Source organism: Sporosarcina sp. P17b (assembly GCF_002743115.1).
GTDB classification, from domain to species: Bacteria; Bacillota; Bacilli; order Bacillales_A; family Planococcaceae; genus Sporosarcina; species Sporosarcina ureae_C.
Window position 1 is genome coordinate 19,118 of the sequence record NZ_PDYP01000021.1, and the last position, 18,113, is coordinate 37,230.

General features: G+C 39.9%; 21 protein-coding genes. 11 read left to right on the forward strand and 10 right to left on the reverse strand.

Going from position 1 to position 18,113, the window contains the following annotated elements:
• Nucleotides 1–4: 4 nt before the first annotated feature.
• Together CSV76_RS15580 and CSV76_RS15585 are read right to left on the reverse strand one after the other, a co-directional pair.
• Nucleotides 5–955, reverse strand: coding sequence for a YihY/virulence factor BrkB family protein (locus CSV76_RS15580; RefSeq protein ID WP_085427047.1), 951 nt, complete (start codon nucleotides 953–955; stop codon nucleotides 5–7).
• 35 nt (nucleotides 956–990) lie between these two features.
• On the reverse strand, nucleotides 991–1,431 hold the full coding sequence (locus tag CSV76_RS15585) for a hypothetical protein (protein ID WP_085427048.1): 441 nt from the start codon (nucleotides 1,429–1,431) through the stop codon (nucleotides 991–993).
• Between the two features lie 222 nt (nucleotides 1,432–1,653).
• Here CSV76_RS15585 and CSV76_RS15590 point away from each other — a divergent pair, with 222 nt between their 5' ends.
• Both CSV76_RS15590 and CSV76_RS15595 read left to right on the forward strand, forming a co-directional pair.
• Complete coding sequence (locus CSV76_RS15590; RefSeq protein WP_085427049.1) at nucleotides 1,654–3,009, forward strand: alanine/glycine:cation symporter family protein; 1,356 nt, start codon at nucleotides 1,654–1,656, stop codon at nucleotides 3,007–3,009.
• Nucleotides 3,010–3,083: 74 nt separating this feature from the next.
• Nucleotides 3,084–3,305 (forward strand): DUF1128 domain-containing protein, encoded by a 222-nt coding sequence (locus tag CSV76_RS15595; protein WP_085427050.1) that lies wholly within the window; start codon nucleotides 3,084–3,086, stop codon nucleotides 3,303–3,305.
• 27 nt (nucleotides 3,306–3,332) lie between these two features.
• Here CSV76_RS15595 and motB read toward each other — a convergent pair whose 3' ends face one another.
• Together motB and motA are read right to left on the reverse strand one after the other, a co-directional pair.
• Nucleotides 3,333–4,100, reverse strand: coding sequence for a flagellar motor protein MotB (gene motB / locus CSV76_RS15600; protein WP_099626176.1), 768 nt, complete (start codon nucleotides 4,098–4,100; stop codon nucleotides 3,333–3,335).
• Entirely contained in the window at nucleotides 4,084–4,893 is an 810-nt protein-coding gene (gene motA, locus CSV76_RS15605; RefSeq protein WP_085427052.1) for a flagellar motor stator protein MotA, read from the reverse strand. The genes motB and motA overlap by 17 nt, the downstream gene beginning before the upstream one ends.
• 185 nt (nucleotides 4,894–5,078) lie before the next feature.
• Between motA and CSV76_RS15610 the strand changes: the two genes are divergently transcribed.
• From CSV76_RS15610 to CSV76_RS15615, 3 genes are all read left to right on the forward strand, one after another.
• Complete coding sequence (locus CSV76_RS15610; RefSeq protein ID WP_085427053.1) at nucleotides 5,079–6,311, forward strand: aminopeptidase; 1,233 nt, start codon at nucleotides 5,079–5,081, stop codon at nucleotides 6,309–6,311.
• Nucleotides 6,312–6,418: 107 nt separating this feature from the next.
• Entirely contained in the window at nucleotides 6,419–6,559 is a 141-nt protein-coding gene (locus CSV76_RS17615; protein WP_198166227.1) for a hypothetical protein, read from the forward strand.
• 114 nt (nucleotides 6,560–6,673) lie between these two features.
• A complete protein-coding gene (locus CSV76_RS15615) occupies nucleotides 6,674–7,252 on the forward strand; it encodes a beta-class carbonic anhydrase (RefSeq protein ID WP_085427054.1) in 579 nt (192 codons plus the stop codon).
• Between the two features lie 90 nt (nucleotides 7,253–7,342).
• Here CSV76_RS15615 and CSV76_RS15620 read toward each other — a convergent pair whose 3' ends face one another.
• Nucleotides 7,343–7,888, reverse strand: coding sequence for a GNAT family N-acetyltransferase (locus CSV76_RS15620; protein WP_085427055.1), 546 nt, complete (start codon nucleotides 7,886–7,888; stop codon nucleotides 7,343–7,345).
• A 232-nt stretch (nucleotides 7,889–8,120) separates the two neighbouring features.
• On the opposite strand from CSV76_RS15620, the gene CSV76_RS15625 reads away from it, so the two are divergent.
• The 3 genes from CSV76_RS15625 (at nucleotide 8,121) to map (ending at nucleotide 10,145) form a co-directional block, all read left to right on the forward strand.
• Complete coding sequence (locus tag CSV76_RS15625; RefSeq protein ID WP_085427056.1) at nucleotides 8,121–8,858, forward strand: hypothetical protein; 738 nt, start codon at nucleotides 8,121–8,123, stop codon at nucleotides 8,856–8,858.
• Nucleotides 8,859–8,959: 101 nt separating this feature from the next.
• Nucleotides 8,960–9,301: a magnetosome magnetite crystal formation protein family gene (locus tag CSV76_RS15630; protein ID WP_085427057.1), complete on the forward strand. Its 342-nt coding sequence runs from the start codon at nucleotides 8,960–8,962 to the stop codon at nucleotides 9,299–9,301.
• A gap of 94 nt (nucleotides 9,302–9,395) precedes the next feature.
• A complete protein-coding gene (map, locus tag CSV76_RS15635; RefSeq protein ID WP_085427058.1) occupies nucleotides 9,396–10,145 on the forward strand; it encodes a type I methionyl aminopeptidase in 750 nt (249 codons plus the stop codon).
• A gap of 172 nt (nucleotides 10,146–10,317) precedes the next feature.
• On the opposite strand, the gene CSV76_RS15640 is transcribed toward map, so the two are convergent.
• Complete coding sequence (locus CSV76_RS15640; protein WP_099626177.1) at nucleotides 10,318–11,499, reverse strand: DEAD/DEAH box helicase; 1,182 nt, start codon at nucleotides 11,497–11,499, stop codon at nucleotides 10,318–10,320.
• 38 nt (nucleotides 11,500–11,537) lie between these two features.
• On the reverse strand, nucleotides 11,538–12,581 hold the full coding sequence (locus tag CSV76_RS15645; protein ID WP_085427060.1) for a lipid II:glycine glycyltransferase FemX: 1,044 nt from the start codon (nucleotides 12,579–12,581) through the stop codon (nucleotides 11,538–11,540).
• A 285-nt stretch (nucleotides 12,582–12,866) separates the two neighbouring features.
• Here CSV76_RS15645 and CSV76_RS15650 point away from each other — a divergent pair, with 285 nt between their 5' ends.
• Complete coding sequence (locus tag CSV76_RS15650) at nucleotides 12,867–14,600, forward strand: methyl-accepting chemotaxis protein (protein ID WP_099626178.1); 1,734 nt, start codon at nucleotides 12,867–12,869, stop codon at nucleotides 14,598–14,600.
• A 48-nt stretch (nucleotides 14,601–14,648) separates the two neighbouring features.
• On the opposite strand, the gene CSV76_RS15655 is transcribed toward CSV76_RS15650, so the two are convergent.
• The gene (locus tag CSV76_RS15655; protein ID WP_099626179.1) at nucleotides 14,649–15,866 is read right to left on the reverse strand and encodes a carboxylate--amine ligase; all 1,218 of its coding nucleotides are present in this window, start codon (nucleotides 15,864–15,866) and stop codon (nucleotides 14,649–14,651) included.
• Nucleotides 15,867–16,010: 144 nt separating this feature from the next.
• Nucleotides 16,011–16,478 (reverse strand): low molecular weight protein-tyrosine-phosphatase, encoded by a 468-nt coding sequence (locus CSV76_RS15660; protein ID WP_099626180.1) that lies wholly within the window; start codon nucleotides 16,476–16,478, stop codon nucleotides 16,011–16,013.
• A gap of 224 nt (nucleotides 16,479–16,702) precedes the next feature.
• Here CSV76_RS15660 and CSV76_RS15665 point away from each other — a divergent pair, with 224 nt between their 5' ends.
• On the forward strand, nucleotides 16,703–17,077 hold the full coding sequence (locus tag CSV76_RS15665) for an SLAP domain-containing protein (protein ID WP_099626181.1): 375 nt from the start codon (nucleotides 16,703–16,705) through the stop codon (nucleotides 17,075–17,077).
• Between the two features lie 41 nt (nucleotides 17,078–17,118).
• Here the strand turns inward: CSV76_RS15665 and CSV76_RS15670 are convergent, their stop codons facing one another.
• On the reverse strand, nucleotides 17,119–17,835 hold the full coding sequence (locus tag CSV76_RS15670; protein ID WP_085427065.1) for a YebC/PmpR family DNA-binding transcriptional regulator: 717 nt from the start codon (nucleotides 17,833–17,835) through the stop codon (nucleotides 17,119–17,121).
• A 70-nt stretch (nucleotides 17,836–17,905) separates the two neighbouring features.
• On the opposite strand from CSV76_RS15670, the gene CSV76_RS17435 reads away from it, so the two are divergent.
• On the forward strand, nucleotides 17,906–18,082 hold the full coding sequence (locus tag CSV76_RS17435) for a hypothetical protein (RefSeq protein ID WP_158232835.1): 177 nt from the start codon (nucleotides 17,906–17,908) through the stop codon (nucleotides 18,080–18,082).
• The last annotated feature ends 31 nt before the right edge of the window (nucleotides 18,083–18,113 follow it).

Consider the following 18,113-nt stretch of genomic DNA (forward strand, 5'->3'; position numbering starts at 1 on the left):
TTTTTTATACAATTTGTTGGTTATGTTCTTGACGATTTTTCACGACTGAATTGATTGTACCTCCGAGTATCAAAATGATAGCTGACAGGTATAACCACATGATTAATACGATAATTCCAGCGATACTCCCGTACGTATTGGCGTAGCTTCCAAAATTACTAATATAGAACGAGAATCCTAGTGACGTAATGATCCATCCTATTGTTGCAAAAATAGCACCCGGAAGTATACTTTTAAAATGCAACTTCACACTTGGCACTAGCCAGTATAGTAAAGAGAATACTGCAAAGATCAGGAATGGCGGAATGAGGAATCGTATTAAATTCCATACAGTCAGGAATGTTTCTTCCAATCCTAAGAATGTGAAGATCACTTGCCCGATCGGTTGACCGAATATAGGTAGCACTAATGCGATGATTACCGTCGCCACTAACATAATAGTAAACGCAATCGACAATCCTTTAGAAACGATAAAGTTTCTATCATCTTCCACTTCGTATGCATCATTCAATCCTTTTGTTACTGCGCCCATACCTTTAGACGCCGACCAGATTGTAGCCAAGATTCCGACTGACAGTAATCCTCCACTTTTATTATCTAGTACCTCAGAAAGCGTCCCTTCAATTAGAGAAGCAGTACTTTCCGGGGCGTACTCACGGATAAACAAAAAGATTTGGCTCTGGTCTAACTGTAAGTATGGTAGTAATGTGAAAAGAAAGATTAATAGAGGGAATAATGACAATAGGAAAAAGAATGCTAACTGCGAACCAGCTGCTGAAATATCCAATTCTTTCACACGGATAATCAATTGTTTAAAAAAGCCGCTCGCAGTCGTCGGATCAAAATCATCTTCTTCTCCATCTTTTAGATCGTTAATAAATCCTTTTACTTTTTCTTTCTTGGACTCATCTTCATTTTCAGAATCTGAAAAAGGGGCACTCTTTTGTCTATCCAACTGATGTGTCCCCCTTTCATTTACTGATTCTACTGCTATTGATTCTCTAATGGTATTACGTTTTTTTTTTGGACCGCTGGAGGCAATGAAGCATCTGCTTCCGCAGAAACAGATGATGCAGCCGTTGCATCGTCCTCAATGATTTGTTCATACTCTGATTTTGATTCAGAGATTGCTTCTTTTGTATCCGCAAACATTTCTTTCACTTGCGGAGTCAAGGTCTTGATTTCATCGACCTGTGATTTGATGTAATTCACATCACCTTTCACTTGATCAACTAGAGTTTGTACTTTTTCTTTTTTCTGTTGGAACTCATTTTTTACGATGTCAGGATTTTCTTTGTAATACAATACTTTTTCATATGATGATCTTGCCGTAGTGACCGTATGTTGTCTTGTTGCTCTGTCTAACATACTCACCGCAGCTCCAATTAATGCGCCGCCTAATACATATCTTCCAAATTTACTAGAACCCATACTTGTTTCGCCTCCTTATTCACGATTACGTCTCACTTCATTATACCCACACTACAAGTTACCAAACAATCTTTGTTCCACTTTATTAAAAAAAAGCTTGACGAACGGTTCTATTTTTTGGATTATTAACAATAACATATACTATCAGAATTTATTGAGAGGGGTTGATTCCAGCAACTGTGGAAACGATACAAACATCATAGAGAAATTGGAGGGGATGAAATGGAGAACATCGAAAAGTTTTTGACCACTGCGTCCGATTTGATTTGGGGACCCCCGTTATTGATTTTATTAATTGGTACCGGTATTTATTTAACAATGCGTTTGACATTCATTCAATTACGTTTACTGCCCTATTCTTTGAAACAAGTATTCTCACGGAAACATGATAAACAAGCTGACGGGGATATTTCACAGTTCCAGGCATTGATGACCGCGATGGCCGCCACTGTAGGTGTTGGTAATATTGTCGGGGTTGCATCTGCCGTCGTAGCAGGTGGACCAGGTGCTATCTTCTGGATGTGGCTAGCCGGTTTCTTCGGTATGGCGACAAAGTATAGTGAAGCAATTCTTGCTGTTAAGTATCGCGTTAAAGATTCCAACGGCTTAATGGCTGGAGGACCGATGTACTATCTCGAGCATGGTTTAAAACAAAAATGGCTCGGTGTACTATTTGCGATATTCGGCGCTTTGGCTGCTTTCGGGATTGGTAATGGAACACAATCAAAGGCAGTTGCAGATGTAATGAATAGCACATTTGAAGTACCTCACTACATTACGGGAATTGCTCTATTGATATTTGGAGCTCTTGTCATTCTTGGCGGAATCAAATCTATCGGTCGTGTAACGGCATTTTTCGTACCGATCATGGCATTATTTTATTTCATTGCCGGAGCGATCGTTATGGTTTTGAATATTGAACAAGTTCCAGCGGCATTCGGCCTTATTTTCACGGATGCATTTACAGGTCAGGCAGTTGCCGGCGGTGCAATCGGTACAGTCATCCGATTTGGTGTAGCGCGCGGACTCTTCTCTAACGAAGCAGGTTTAGGTTCAGCACCCATCGCTGCAGCAGCTGCACGTACAGACATGCCCGGGCGTCAGGCACTTGTATCGATGACGCAAGTATTATTCGATACATTAATCATTTGTTCGATTACAGGTGTTACTATTGTTATGAGTAATCAATGGCAAGATAAGTCAATTGATGCGGGTGCTTTGACAGCCCAAGCATTTGGCTCCTTCCTCGGTAGTACTGGACCCATTTTAGTCTCAATTGGACTAGTATTCTTTGCTACTTCTACTATTTTAGGGTGGAGTTATTACGGCGAGAAATGTTTCCAGTATTTATTCCCTAATCGTGTGGCTGTACTCGCATACCGTGTAGTATTTGTTGCATTTATTTATGTGGGCGCCACTGCATCACTTGATCTAGTATGGATCTTAGCTGATGTATTAAACGGATTAATGGCGATTCCAAACTTGATTGGATTGCTAGGCTTGTCCGGAGTAGTTATTATGGAAACTAGAAGGTTCAAGAAGAAAATTGACGAAGAGCGTGAAGAAGCGCGCAAGTAACACTTCACAGTTCAGTTGACAGCTTACGACTTTCATGAAATGATAGTTTCCATTAGAGGAAAGGCGGTACGAACATGGATCTATCTACAAAATCACCAGAGAATATCTCATACATGATTGAAAAAATTAAAGAAAAGCTTCGCATGGTAAATGTGGATGCAATGAAGTCCGAAAATTTCAGCACGGAACAATATGAGGACTTGTATTACATGTATACTACGGTTATGAAGCGTGACAACATCACGCCAAATGAAATGCAAGCAATCGCGGCAGAACTTGGTTCTATGCGCAAATAAAAAACGACTCCACGTGGAGTCGTTTTTTTATTGCGGTTGAATCGGTGTGCCATCTTTTAAGACGAGTGGCTGAATGAGTACTTCTACTCTACGGTTTTTACTGCGGTTTTCTATCGTGTCATTCGGAACAATTGGCTTATATTCTCCGTATCCTTTTGCGCTGAATAGATTCGGATCGACTTCATTGTCCTGCACAATGATTTTCAGGAACTCTACAGCACGCATAACGCTTAGTTCCCAGTTTGATGAGTACTGCGCGTTATTGATGGGAATATCATCTGTATGACCTGTGATGACCACTTGGCGCGGTCTATCAAGTGTCAGTAACTGAGAAATATCATTAGCCAGTCTCTTATACTCGGGATTGATTGTCGCTTGTCCCGATTTAAACAACACACTATCGCGAATCGTCAGCAATAAGCCTTCATTCGTCATTTTGGTGTCAAACTGATTTTCTAGCTCGTTTACTGCAATGTATTCGTCTAAATCGTCCTGCGTTTCGCCCAAGGATTGCTGATCTTCCATATAGGAGGAGTTCTCATCCAACTCTCCTACCGAGTCGTCAGGGACTGGGGTAGTCGTTGGCGCGCTTTCACTCATGATTCCGCTGCCACTTTCGAATATTTCACTGAACACTTTAGAGACTTCTGCAAATCGCCCTTCATCCACTGAACTAGTAGCGAATAATACGATGAATAATGCCAGTAATAATGTCAATAGATCGGCATAAGGCAAAAGCCAGGATTCGTTGATGTGTTCTATTTCATGTTTCTTTTTCTTACGCTTCTTCGCCAACTTTACCAGCTCCTTCGCCGCCGTCAATAGCTAGCTTCTTCCGATCCTCAACAGAAAGATAAGATGCTAACTTTTGTTCGATGACACGCGGTGCCTCCCCTTCCAATACGGAAAGAATTCCTTCGATTACCATGGTCCTCTGGCGGACTTCTTCTTTTGATTTACGTACAAGTTTATTGGAAAATGGATGCCATAAAACGTATCCTGTGAAAATACCAAGCAACGTCGCAATGAATGCAGCAGAAATCGCATGTCCTAACGCATCAATATTATTCATATCTTTTAGTGCGGCAATCAGACCTACAACGGCTCCTAAAACCCCTAATGTAGGTGCATATGTACCGGCTTGCGAAAAAATGAGCGCCCCGACGGAGTGTCGCTCTTGCATAGCCTCTACTTCCTCGCTTAATACATCACGAATATAATCGGCATTTTGTCCGTCAATTGCCAAACCTAAGCCATTCTTTAAAAATGGGTCATCAATTTCATCTGTTTTCGCTTCCAAAGCAAGTAATCCTTCTCGACGTGCAATATCAGCCCAAGAAGAAAATAGACGAATCAACTCTCCATCTGATGCAAGCTTTTGTTGAGTGAAAATGATTTTAAATAATTTTGGTACTTTTTTTAACTCGTTCATTGGAAACGCGATGACAACGGCGGCGATCGTTCCTGCTATGATGATCAGGATTGCAGCCGGGTTTAATAACGCATCAGGTGTTACTCCTTTGAGCGTCATCCCAACAAGTAGAGCAGCAAATCCTAATACCAAACCTACAATTGTGGATAAATCCATGTATAAAGCCTCCAAATACTACATTCTTCTTATTATTTCGGTTGTTTTATGACGTTGTTTAGGGCAAACAGTCGACTATTCTTATGGATCTAAGAGTATTTTATACTATCCGTATTGCTTTATCGTTGCGAACTGCAATCCCCGCTTGTTAGAATTGTCACAATACGTAAAAAGGAGATGTCATGATGAATCAATTTCAAGATCAACTTTCCAATTATGCCGACTTAGCTGTAAAGGTGGGTGTAAATATTCAACAGGACCAATATCTATTCATCAGCGCTTCTACAGAAACTACTTCATTTGTTCGATTAATCGTTGAAAAAGCGTATGAAGCTGGTGCAAGACAAGTTTTCGTAGACTGGGTAGACGATGTCGTAACACGTCTGCGTTATGAAAAAGCACCTGCAGATTCGTTTTCCGAGTTTCCTTCGTGGAAACAAATGGAACGTGAACAGCTTGCCGAAAAAGGCGCAGCTTTTATGTCGATCGTATCGCAAGACCCAGACTTACTAAATGGTATTGAGTCTAGCAGAATACGCGATAATCAAAAAGCTTCCAGCACAGCTCTCAGTAAGTTCAGACAAGCTATGCAAGCAGATAAATTTAGCTGGACAGTAATTGCTGCACCGTCAATTGCGTGGGCAGCCAAAATCTTCCCTGAACTACCTATGGAAGAACAAGTACCTGCTCTTTGGAATTCCATTTTGCGTGCTGTAAGAGCCGATCAACACGATCCAGTGCAGGCGTGGAAAAAGCATAATGAAAACCTACATGAAAAAGTAGATTACTTGAATGGTAAACATTACCGCAAACTCCATTATACAGCTCCAGGCACTGATTTAACAATAGAATTACCGGAAAAGCACTTATGGTGTGGAGCTGGTAGTGTTAACCAGGCCGGCCATGAATTCATGGCCAATATGCCGACTGAAGAAGTCTTTACAGCACCCTTAAAAACAGGTGTCAATGGTTCTGTTACAAGTACCAAACCACTGAGCTATGCGGGTACAATTATTGATGGTTTCACTATCCAATTCGAGAATGGTAAAATTACAAGCGTTTCCGCGGATCAAGGAGAAGAAATACTGAAGCAACTTGTCGACACCGATGAAGGCTCACAATTCCTTGGTGAAGTGGCATTGGTACCACATGACTCACCTATTTCTAATTCAAATGTTTTATTCTACAATACTTTATTCGATGAAAATGCTTCAAATCACTTAGCGATCGGTAGCGCGTACGCATTTTGTCTAGACGGCGGAAAAGAAATGGATTCCGAACAACTACAAGCCAATGGATTGAATCAAAGCTTGACACATGTGGACTTCATGATTGGATCTGAAAAGATGGATATTGACGGAATTCTCGAGGACGGAACAGTTGAACCTGTCTTCCGTAACGGTAATTGGGCATTCTAAAATCTGTCACTTCTCATTCAAAGTTTGCTGAAGCACTTAATATTCATCCGGATATCGTGTATAATATATAAGAGAACATAATATATTTTGGAAAGAGGGGCTTTCAAATGGGCTTAATGTATACAACAGTTATCGGTTACATGGTCGTTCTTGGACTTGCATCATTGTTTACGATGCACTTCTTGTCTGGATCATTAGATTCAAATGACTCAATTACAGTTGATCCAAAACCTGAAGGCAGAAACTAATTTGCTTCTATTCCAGTCTTAATGGATATGGATTTTATGATTAGAGTTGCCTCAAACGGCAACTCTTTTCTTTTTTTACAGATTACATATAAACCGTCCAGGAGGGATACTACAATGACATCATTATCTGAAATTATGAATTACAACAAGACGTTCGTCGAAGATAAAAAGTACGAAGAGTTCTCTACTACAAAATTCCCTAATAAACGGATTGTCATCCTTACATGTATGGATACTAGACTGATCGAGCTTCTTCCTAAAGCGATGAACTTGAAAAATGGCGATGCTAAAATTATTAAAAGTGCTGGCGCGATTATCACGTCTCCTTTTGGCGGTCTAATGCGAAGTGTGTTAGTAGCAGTTTATGAATTACAGGCAGATGAAGTCTATGTAGTTGGACACCATGACTGCGGTATGAGTTCTATTAATACAGATCATATTATTGGGCATATGATAGAACGCGGTGTGGATCCGACCATGTTCAAAACATTGAAGTATTCGGGAATTGACATGGAGAAATGGTTACACGGTTTTAGTGACGTGACAGAGAGCGTAAAACAGAGTGTAGACGCGATCCGTAACCACCCTCTTATCCCAACTGATGTAAATGTTCACGGTCTTGTAATCAACCCCGAAAACGGCAAGCTGGACATTATTGAAGATGGTTACAAAGCACAGGAACTATCTCAGTAAAATACGTCTAATCAAAACAGCCGGCTTCTTCTATTCGAAGAGCCGGCTTTTCCATATAGTCATCCACTTTTCCCAAAGGGTCTTACCCTTTCAATAATCCTCTTCTACCATTCCAAACATATAATGATCTTCCCACACACCATTGATAAACAGCAATTGCCGTAGCAACCCTTCACGATGGTATCCTGCCTTTTCCAACACTTTCACCGAGCCTACATTACGCGGTGATACGTACGCCTCTACCCTATGCAAATTTACTTTTTCAAACGCAAACTGATTAATAAGCAAGACCGCTTCAGTACCGATTCCTCTTCCTGTTTGGCGCTGGTCAATGGAATACCCGACAAATCCGCTGGAGAACGGTAACCTTTTGATGCTGTACAATGAAATTTGACCAATGATCATACTGGTCTCCGAATCAAAAATACCGAAATTATACTCCCGACGATCACGCATCTGATACAGTGATTCACGTATTTTATCGCGCTGCATCGCAACTGTATAATACGTATTATCGTGACGGGGTTCAAATTCCGTCCAGTACTCTTTATTCGCTATGAGCATTTGGGTGAACTGATACGCATCATCTTCTGTCAGAATGCGCAGATAACATTGCTCCCCTTCAAGTAAAATCATTTATCCTCATCCTTTTCGAAGCATTCTGTTTTAACCTAAGATTTTATTCAATCGATGTGAATGAAATGAAGAATCAGTACCCGTTACCTGAATTCATTAGTTCTTATTATAGTATTTTTTACATGTACAAGACAATAGAACGCCACAATTTCTCAATTGTAAAGGAAAATTCATACTTTCCCCCTCTATCGAACAGTAATCTCTGTATACTGTTGTTCAGGAGGATTTTATCATGCTAAGAATTATTTTGATGGTACTTTCGTTACTCATCATGATTGGAACTCATATCGCCGCAAATTTAATCCCACTTAATGGACTGACTACTTGGGAAATTGCTAATCGAGTACCGGTTCTATTCATGCCTGCAGAGTATGTTTTTTCAATTTGGATAGTGCTAGATCTGCTACTGGTCAGTTGGCTATACTCATTTTTCAAGGCTTCACCTAGACTTTCTTCTTCAGTTGCGAATTTACGTGCAATTTCGTTCTCACTCAGCTGTTTTTTAAATATCGCATGGCTTTTATTGTGGCATTATAGTTATTATTATTGGGCTATTGTCAGCGTGATCGCATTATTAATTTGTTTGTTAGTGCTGTATTTCAGTTATCCCAAAATTGAGGGTAGAAATAAGGAACGACTTCCCATCTCCGCTTATATGGGATGGATTTTCATCGCAGTCATCGCTAATTCTAATTATGCTTTCAAATTCCACGATTGGACAGGATGGGGTTTGAGTGATCCACTATGGACAGTACTCTTCTTAACTTTAGCCGCAGCGATCGCTCTACATTTTATGTATCATTACCATGATTCTATGTTTAATTTAATTATCATTTGGTCATTCATTGGTATAGCAATGAAAAACGGTACAGATGAATTATTCGTTTCGACAGCGGCTCTATTTCTTTCCGCAGTCATCGGCTTCATAGTATTTATGGGTCGGCGTTTTTCAAAGCCGCTACAATTATAACACGGCGCCAATTGGGCAGCCGTGTTTTTTTCGTGATTATACCGTAAAATAGGGTATAGGTTAGGGTATAGAATATCATGCTAGAGAGTGGAGGTTACGCTATGTCAAATTCGAAATTATTGTCTTCTCTTAGTTATTTCAGTGTGTTCTTCGCTCCCCTTCTGTTGCCAATCATCATTTATTTCGTGACAGATGAATTCGAAGTTCGCCGTCATGCCAAAAAAGCGCTCGTTTCGCATATAGTTCCAATGGCTTTACTAATTGCCGGTTTCGTCATTATGTCTTTTTCCATCTTTTCTTTTAATGCTGATACCATTACAAATGCAGACAGCAATATGATGTTCTGGGGATTCATTCCCATGCTCTTCATTATTTTATATAGTTTATTGTTTGTTGTCGTTCTAATTTGGAATGTATATCAAGGTGTAAAAGTGTTGAAATGAGTAATGGGAAGAACAAGCAAATCATTAAAAAAACATCAATAAAGTATGATATAGTAGGATTGATTAAATTGTACGGAAGAAAGGACTTGTGAACATGATTGTAAAAAATGATGAAGAATTAGAGGGATTGCGCGTAATAGGAAAAATTGTCGCTGAGATCCGTGAAACGTTGAAAGATGCTACAGTTCCAGGCATTACAACGAAGGAACTTGATGATATGGCAGGACGTTTATTTGCTGAAAAAGGTGCGGTTTCTGCTCCAATCGATCAGTATGATTTCCCTGGCTATACATGCATCAGCGTCAACCATCAGGTAGCACATGGCATTCCAGGAAGCTATGTGATCCAAGACGGTGACCTTGTGAATATAGACGTTTCCGGATCGTTTGGCGGCTTTTTTGCTGATACTGGTATTTCATTCGTGGCGGGTACACCTGACGAGCAAAAGCAGAAACTATGTGATGTGGCAAAGTCAGCTTTGGACCGCGCGTTATTGAAAGTGAAAGCAGGTTCTAGTTTGAATCAAATCGGCAAAGCTGTTGAACGTGAAGCGAAAGATAATGGCTTGCATGTGATCAAAAACTTAACCGGACATGGAATTGGCACGTCTCTTCATGAAGAGCCCCAGCATGTTCTTAATTATTATGATCCTTGGGATAAAACGTTATTGACGGATGGTATGGTTTTGGCAGTGGAGCCATTCGTTTCGCAAAAGGCTGAGCATGTGATTGAGTTGGATGACGGTTGGACGTTTGTTACGCCTGATAAATCACTCGTTGCACAGATCGAGCATACGATTGTCGTGACAAAAGGTCAGCCTATTATTTTGACTCAGCTTGATTGATGATAGAAATGAGCAAGCACGGAGAGACTCCGCGCTTGCTTATTTTTTTGCGGAGAATTATCCGGTGAGTGAGAAACTCGTTAAAAGATAAAAGAAAAACTGAAGAGCAGCCCTCCGTGATGGAGTTCGTCTTCAGTCATTGCGTATCGTCTAGGCGATGATACGTTTTTCGTTATTTCTTTTTCTTTACTTTTGGCTTTGATTTCTTTGGTGCGGCTTTTTTCATTTCGTCCAAAGTCTTAGAATTTCCTTCGATCAGTTTTCCATTGTACCAGACTTTTTGGACAGTTTTGATACCTTTGGATACTTTACGATAGTCGCGTTCTTCTGGGTAAGATAGCAGTGTGAGAACTTCTCCATCCGCTCCAGCGCGGCCTGTTCTGCCTGATCTGTGTAAGTATTGTTCGACTGTGTGTGGTACGTCGACGTGGATGACGTGTGTCAACCCTTCGATATCTAGACCTCTGGCAGCAAGGTCAGTAGCGATAAGGATGCGGATCGTACCTTTTCTGAAGTCTTCCAATGTTTTCTGACGGTCAAGTTTTTTCATGTCAGAATAAAGTACTGCGATAGGTGCATCGTTGTAGAGCAGTTTCAGTTCTTTCATGCGTAACTGGTCTACGTTGTTCATGAATGTCAGTGCACGAACACCTGATAATGCAGAAATCCCTCTGAGGACGTCCGTCTTTTTACGTTCATCCACTTTTACGTATGAATGAACGACTTGACCACTGTTTGGAATTTCATCTGCATTAACTTGCAGACGGATCGGATCCTTCATTAGTTGTTTGGCAACAAGTTCAATTTCATCGGTAATTGTTGCAGATACGACAGCTAATTGACGCTCAGGATTTGCAGCTTCAATTAAGCTTTTCACCAATACTCGATATTCGCGTGAGAGTAGTTGATCCCCTTCGTCGATGACTAAATACTGGATATCATACATTTTGAGCTTACGTTCTTTTACTAACTCATTTAATCTTCCTGGTGTTCCCACTACAATCGTTGGTTTTTTCTTCAGTTTTTCAACTTGACGTTGCATGTTTGCACCGCCAATCAACTGAGTGACTGTTACGGAAGTTCCCTCAACCAAATCACGTATCACATTGACAATCTGCATAGATAGTTCTTGTGATGGTGTAATGATTAATGCTTGTGTTTTCGGTAAATCTCCGTCTACCATTTGAATTACAGGTAATGCATAAGCAAGTGTTTTTCCTGTGCCTGTTGGGGATTCTGCGACTATATCTTTACCCGACAGCATTTCAGGTATCATCTGGGATTGAATGGGCATGGGCTGTTTAAAATTCCACTTTGTGCGCAAAGATTCATTCAGCTCGTCTAAAAAATTCATTCGGTTCACTCTTTTCTGTAGTTGAGGATTTCAACCGGTTATTTTTTTTGAAGCTTCTTTCTCAACTTCTGAATTTTAGGCACTACTTTTACGAACATGTTGTAAATAAAAGGTTTGTATACTTTATCGATTTCTCCGATAAATTCTGTTACACCATCTACTTGGCAGAAGCTATTTTTAAAATTGTACAATCCATCTTGTTCACTGTCGAGCACGAACACTCCACCGAGATCATACTGCTCTGCTCCAATTTCTAATCCCCACTTCATCATTTCATAGTTCATTAGATAACTAGGGTTTAGATTGCGCTTTGTGTTGGAGCTACCAGCGTATAAGTAATACAATTTTCCGTTATAGTTAATCGTTACTGCACCTGCTAAATAGTCGTCTTCATGCTTCGCTATATAGATGCGCAAGTCATCGAATGCTTCTCGCATTTTGACGAAATAATCATATGAACGAATAGAAATTTGATTACGAACAGACATTTCTTCATGGATTTCAAAGAACTTCTTTAAATATTCATCACTGCGTGAATAAGAAATTTCCACACCTTTACGTGCAGAGCTTCGGATTTTACTTCTCGTTCTACTACGGAACTTGAGCATTAAGGAATCTTCATCCTCGTCCGTCAATTTAACAATCATATTGTAACGGGGCTGGATTAAATCTTCTTTACCCGCGCCTTCGTTACGTACTATGTAACCCGCATCACGATATAACTTGTCCAATTCATCCGTATATAACTGTTCAGGATCCATTTTTAATGCAAAGGCTTTATGTTTTTTCACAAGCACTTCTGCCTCTTGAATTAATTCTTCAACCAACTTCTGATCATGTAAATCACAAATAGGTCCGCGTGGTGCGTATAGCAATGAAAAACCGCCTGGTACCTTACGTATCAACAAGGACATAGCGGCAACGATTTCTCCGTCCCGTTCTACATATACTTGCTCATTCCCCCAGTCATCTTTCACATTCGCCCAGTTAGGATCCTGTGTAATCGAACGGAATGGGGAATTCCTCATAAACGTTTCATATCTTTTGACATCTTCTGCATTATTTTTATCCAAAATCGGCACTGCTCAAACACTCCTTACGTTACTATAGCTCCGTACAACTTCCGTTTTTATCCGTTGAAAACTATAAAGAACCGTACAGCCACAGCTCTATTAAGTGTAGCCTACTGTATTTTTCAAGTCAAGAATCGAAGGGTTTTACTATTGTCATTTAACATCACTTTTGGTAATTAAGTAGAAATTCTCTATTAAATGTGACAAGCTATTCCGTTCTTAATCAGAATAGCCTATACTACTAGTAGGGAGAAAGGTTTCATATAGCAAAAATGCAAAAGGGGGCATTACATATTGAAAGGTTCAGTACGCAATAAGTTGATAGCGCTTGCAGCTCTGGTAATTTTAATTCCATTATTAGCTGTTGGTATCGTCAATTACTTTGTAGCCAAACAAGAGCTTGAGAAAGTCGGGGAAATGGGATTACAGAATGGGACATATGCGGTTTTAGACTTAATCGATGAGCTGAATATTCAAGTAGAGAATGGTTCACTCAGCTTAAAAGATGCCCAAGAACGAGCTAAAGATAAGATTATGGGACCAATGGCTGCTGACGGAACTAGACCTTTAGACAATCCAGCGAAGTACGGAGAGAATTTCTACTTTTACGTAGTGGATGAGGAAGGGACATTACTCGTACATCCACAAAAAGAAGGTGAAAGTCTTTATGAAACTAAAACAAAAGACGGTCGCTACTTCATTCGTGAAGTCATTTCTGAAGCGAAAAGCGGAGGCGGATATGTTCAGTACGATTGGCCATTGCCTAGTAATTTGAATGTAGAAGCGCCAAAAATCACTTATGGTCTACAAGATCCAAACTGGGGATGGATTGTAGTGGCCGGAACGTATCTGGTAGACTTTAACGCCGGCGCTAAAAACGTTTTGTGGTATACCTTGATTTCAGTTATTATTTCTGTCGTTGTGGGCGTGGCTTTATTCTCTGTTTTCTCAGGACGTCTGACCTCATATATTAAGAATATCCGTCTCATTACGGCTGAAATTGCGGAAGGTAAACTATCGGGTGAAAACATTCCGATCCGTTCACATGATGAACTGGGCCACTTAGCTGAAAATGTCAATACAATGAAAAATAATCTGAATGAGATGGTGGGTCATACAAGACTCTCTTCAGACCGTATGAGAACATCTTCAGAAACACTAAGCGCAATTACAGAAGAAGCAACAGCATCAGCTGACGAAATACACAGCGCTATTGCTGAAGTATCTTCAGGAGCAGTACTGCAATCAGAGGAAGCAGATGTAGCGATCACAAAAGTGAATCAATTGTCTACACTGATTTCCAATGCATCTGAGCAATATGAGAATGTAGTAACTGAAATGCGCAGTATGAACGAATTGCAAAATTCTGGTATGCATAAAGCGGAGACACTAGAAGAAAATTCACAGAACTTTAACGTCGTGATCAACGATTTGCAAGGGAACTTCTCACAACTCGTATCTAGAATGAACGAAATCCAAGCAATTGTCCAAACGATTTCATCTATCTCTGAGCAAACGAACTTACTTGCACTAAACGCCAGTATTGAAGCCGCTCGTGCAGGTGAACATGGAAAAGGATTCGCTGTAGTAGCAAATGAAGTACGTCAACTATCGGAAGATACAAACGAGGCAACTACAAGAGTTCGTGATCTCCTAGTGCATATTCGAAAAGATACAACATCTGCTGAAAATCAAATGAAACATACATTAGATCTGACAAGTAATCAAGAAAGTACGATTTTGGAAACTAAAAATGCTTTTGAACAATTATCCGACTCTATTCTCAATATCACATCACTGTTGCGTACTATGGAAAATGATATGAATAGCATGGATGAAAATAGACAAGATGTTGTTCAGGCAATAGACCAAATTGCGGCTGTCGCAACTGAATCAGCAGCAGCAACGGAACAAGTGAATGCATCGATTGATGAGCAAAAGGCTGCAATCAATACCATCATGCACGCTTCTCTTGATCTTCATACGGAAGCAGAGAATATGCACGACTTGGTTGACCGATTCAGCTAAGTTTTATTTGAATGCAAAACACCCTTACGCTTACGCGCAAGGGTGTTTTTATTCTTCTACAGCATTTTTATATTTCTTGTAATAGTTGATTTGACGCATCAATAAATAGATTTTCCGTTTCATATGCTTATCTTTATTATAAAATAACGGATTGCCATACTTCCCTGCTTTGATCAAAGAACGAATCTCTTTTTCCATAGGTGGGTTATCAACAAATTTTTTCAATACAGCTTTCGGCACAACTGTAAATAGGAAATGATCATCTAGATAGGTTAATGGTTTTTCTTTTCCGTAAACCAAATCATCGACTAAATACTTCGCCATATTTTCACCACACTGCGTAATGTAATAACTTGAACGCCCTTGACGAATATTCACTTCAAACACTTTGAATTTACCATCGCGTTCATCGTATTTCAAGTCGAAGTTTCCGTAGCCAACATAACCAATTGCTTCAAGGAAATTAGCAAGCTTAGTCATGATCTCTTCATCAAAGCGCGTAATCAATGCTGTATAGTTTCCGATTGCCGTCATCGCACGCTCCTGCAATACGACTTGCGCCAATGTGATTAACTGCGCTTTACCATGCTGATCAGCATAATACACAGCATCCCACATATACGTATCATCACCTGGAATGAAATCCTGAATGATCAGATCTTCCGTGTACCCACTAGCTTTAACCATTTGAATGATGCGGTTAACCTCTTCATATGTATCTACTTTATAAATCTTCTGCAGTCCTTCAAACGGATGACGGTAGTATTGAACACCATCACTCGGTTTAATAATGACCGGAAACAGCACTTCATCAGTAAACGGCTCGTCTGACAGACAAGAATGGAAATACGTAGATGGTGTATCAATTCCATGTTTTGCACATAACTCATAGAAATTTTTCTTGATATACACAGCATTCATGATTTCTTCATCAATGTAATTGAATAAGAAATCTTTTTGCAAAGCTTCTCGTTGTTCAATTATCATTCGCACGTATAAATCATCTGTTCCAACAAGTACTAGCTTTTGATCAGCGGTACGATGCTTTTTAGCGACTTCACGTAAGAACTGAACAAATACTTTCGGATCGTGCAAATCTGGATTCAGTTCTTGGATATCTGTAATTGTACTATAGCTTGTGAATGGCAATGGTTCTCTACCTACAACTATCGGTTTGATGCCGTATTCTTCATGAAATGAAATCGCCATATTATAGGCGTTAATATTCGTTCCGACAATAATCGGAATAAAAGGATGATTACTCATAAATTCCTCCAACAGACATTTTTCCACTTAGTGTAGTCGCACTGAATTCGTAAGTCAAAATGTTCGGCGCCCTCACTATACATAGGTTTTAAAAACTTCGGTGTTTATATAATATAATTCTCTACCATATAAATATTGCATAAATCACTTGGATAATTCCTCTTTTTTAATGAGCTCCAATAACGATTGACAGCCTTCTAGTACTAAGTCATATGTTTCTTGGAAGTCTCCCGTAAAGTACGGGTCTGGAACATCTTTTTGATGACTTGTTAAATCCAAAAAGCGAAGTACACGTTGATGATCATGATCGCCAAACAGGTTATGAATATTACGGATGTTTTCTGCATCCATTCCAATAATGTAGTCAAAGTCCCCTGCATCTTTTACAGTCAACTGACGTCCAACCATTCCATCTGCTGAAACTTTAAATTCTGCCAGCTTAGAAAGCGTTCCCTTATGTGGCGACTTTCCAATATGCCAATCACTTGTACCTGCAGAGTCTACTTCGATAAGATTTTCCAAGCGCTCATCATGAATCATCTTACGAAATACCCCTTCCGCCATGGGTGAGCGACAAATATTACCGAGACAAACGAATAATACACGTATCATACGGCTCTCTCCTTTACCTATCATATTCTTATTACAGTATACATCATTCAATACATTCCTTCATCCAATGGAGAATAATTCATTGATTGCTTTCTCCATCTGATGAAATGCATGTTTTATACAAGAGAATTAAGTCGTGAATCATATTATTTAAAAATATATGCTATAATAGGACTTAAATATCAATCCTCGGGGAATGATATAGGAAAAAGGAGGTCTGCCCTATGCAGATTATATTCGAAGAAACGTGGGAAGCTACTTTATCAGACCAACAAAAACAGGCTTTCATCCACCAATATGAAACTAAAAAATCAGTGCACGGAGAATTCACGGCAACGCCTATACTTTTAAAAAGAAAACGCAATGGTGGATTAGCCGCTACTGTATTTTTACAAAATAATCGTGATGAGTTATTATCAATTCGCGAAGCAACAGTATGTGTAGTGAATGAACAAGGAGAAACAGCTGCAAAAGAGACTTTCTCATTATCTCTCGATATTCCCGCATTTACCGCAACCCCTTGGTCTTTTGTTTTCTTACCAACTTACGTTGATTCCATGGAAGAACCTACTGACGGCTGGAAGGTCATTATAAAATAATAAAAATAGCAGCTGCTCCTATTTGGGAACAGCTGCTATTTTTATGCCAATTCTACATTGTGATGGACTTGTTGTACGTCTTCTAAATCTTCAAGTGCATCGATCATTTTTTCAAACTGCTCTTGAGCTTCTTCATCCAAAGATATTTCATTTTGCGCAATCATAGATAATTCCGCTACGGTAAAGTCTGTAACACCTGCTTCTCTGAAAGCTTCTTGTACCTCATGGAAATGAGAAGGATCTGCATAGACCACTACTTGCCCATCTTCTTCTTCGATATCATTTACATCTATATCCGCTTCCATCAAAAGCTCTAATACTTCCTCTTCTGATTTGCCTTCGATACCGATAATAGCTGCCGGATCGAACATATACGCTACAGAACCGCTGACTCCCATGTTTCCTCCGTTTTTACCGAAAGCCGCTCGCACTTCAGAAACTGTACGGTTGACGTTGTTTGTCAATGCGTCAACGACGACCATTGATCCATTCGGTCCAAATCCTTCATAACGAAGTTCGTCGAAGTTTTCTTCACCGCCACCTTTTGCTTTTTCTATAGCACGGTCAATAATGGCTCTTGGAATGTTGTATGTTTTCGCACGTTCAAGTACGAATTTCAAGGCTTGGTTGGATTCAGGGCTTGGGTCTCCAGATTTTGCTGCTACATATATTTCACGTCCAAATTTTGCATAGATTCTACTTGTGTTTGCGTCTTTTGATGCTTTCTTTTCTTTAATGTTATTCCATTTACGGCCCATTGGGTACACACTCTTTCCTTTAGTTATAATGGTTTCCTACTATTGTTTAGTATACCAATTGCTTTTTGTCATGAAAAGTAAAAAGAATGAAAGGTTAGAAGTTGTTACGAATTGGGGTTTTGGGTCGTTGCTCGAGTTAGGCTTTGTCGTTGAAAGTAGTGAGGGTCATGCTTTGGACTCGCGCAGGCACGTGGGGATTGCCTACAGCCATGAGCCAGCTGGCGGTGGGGCTGCTGCTGTCTCATGACCACGGCCTACCCCGCAGTTGTGCCTGCGCT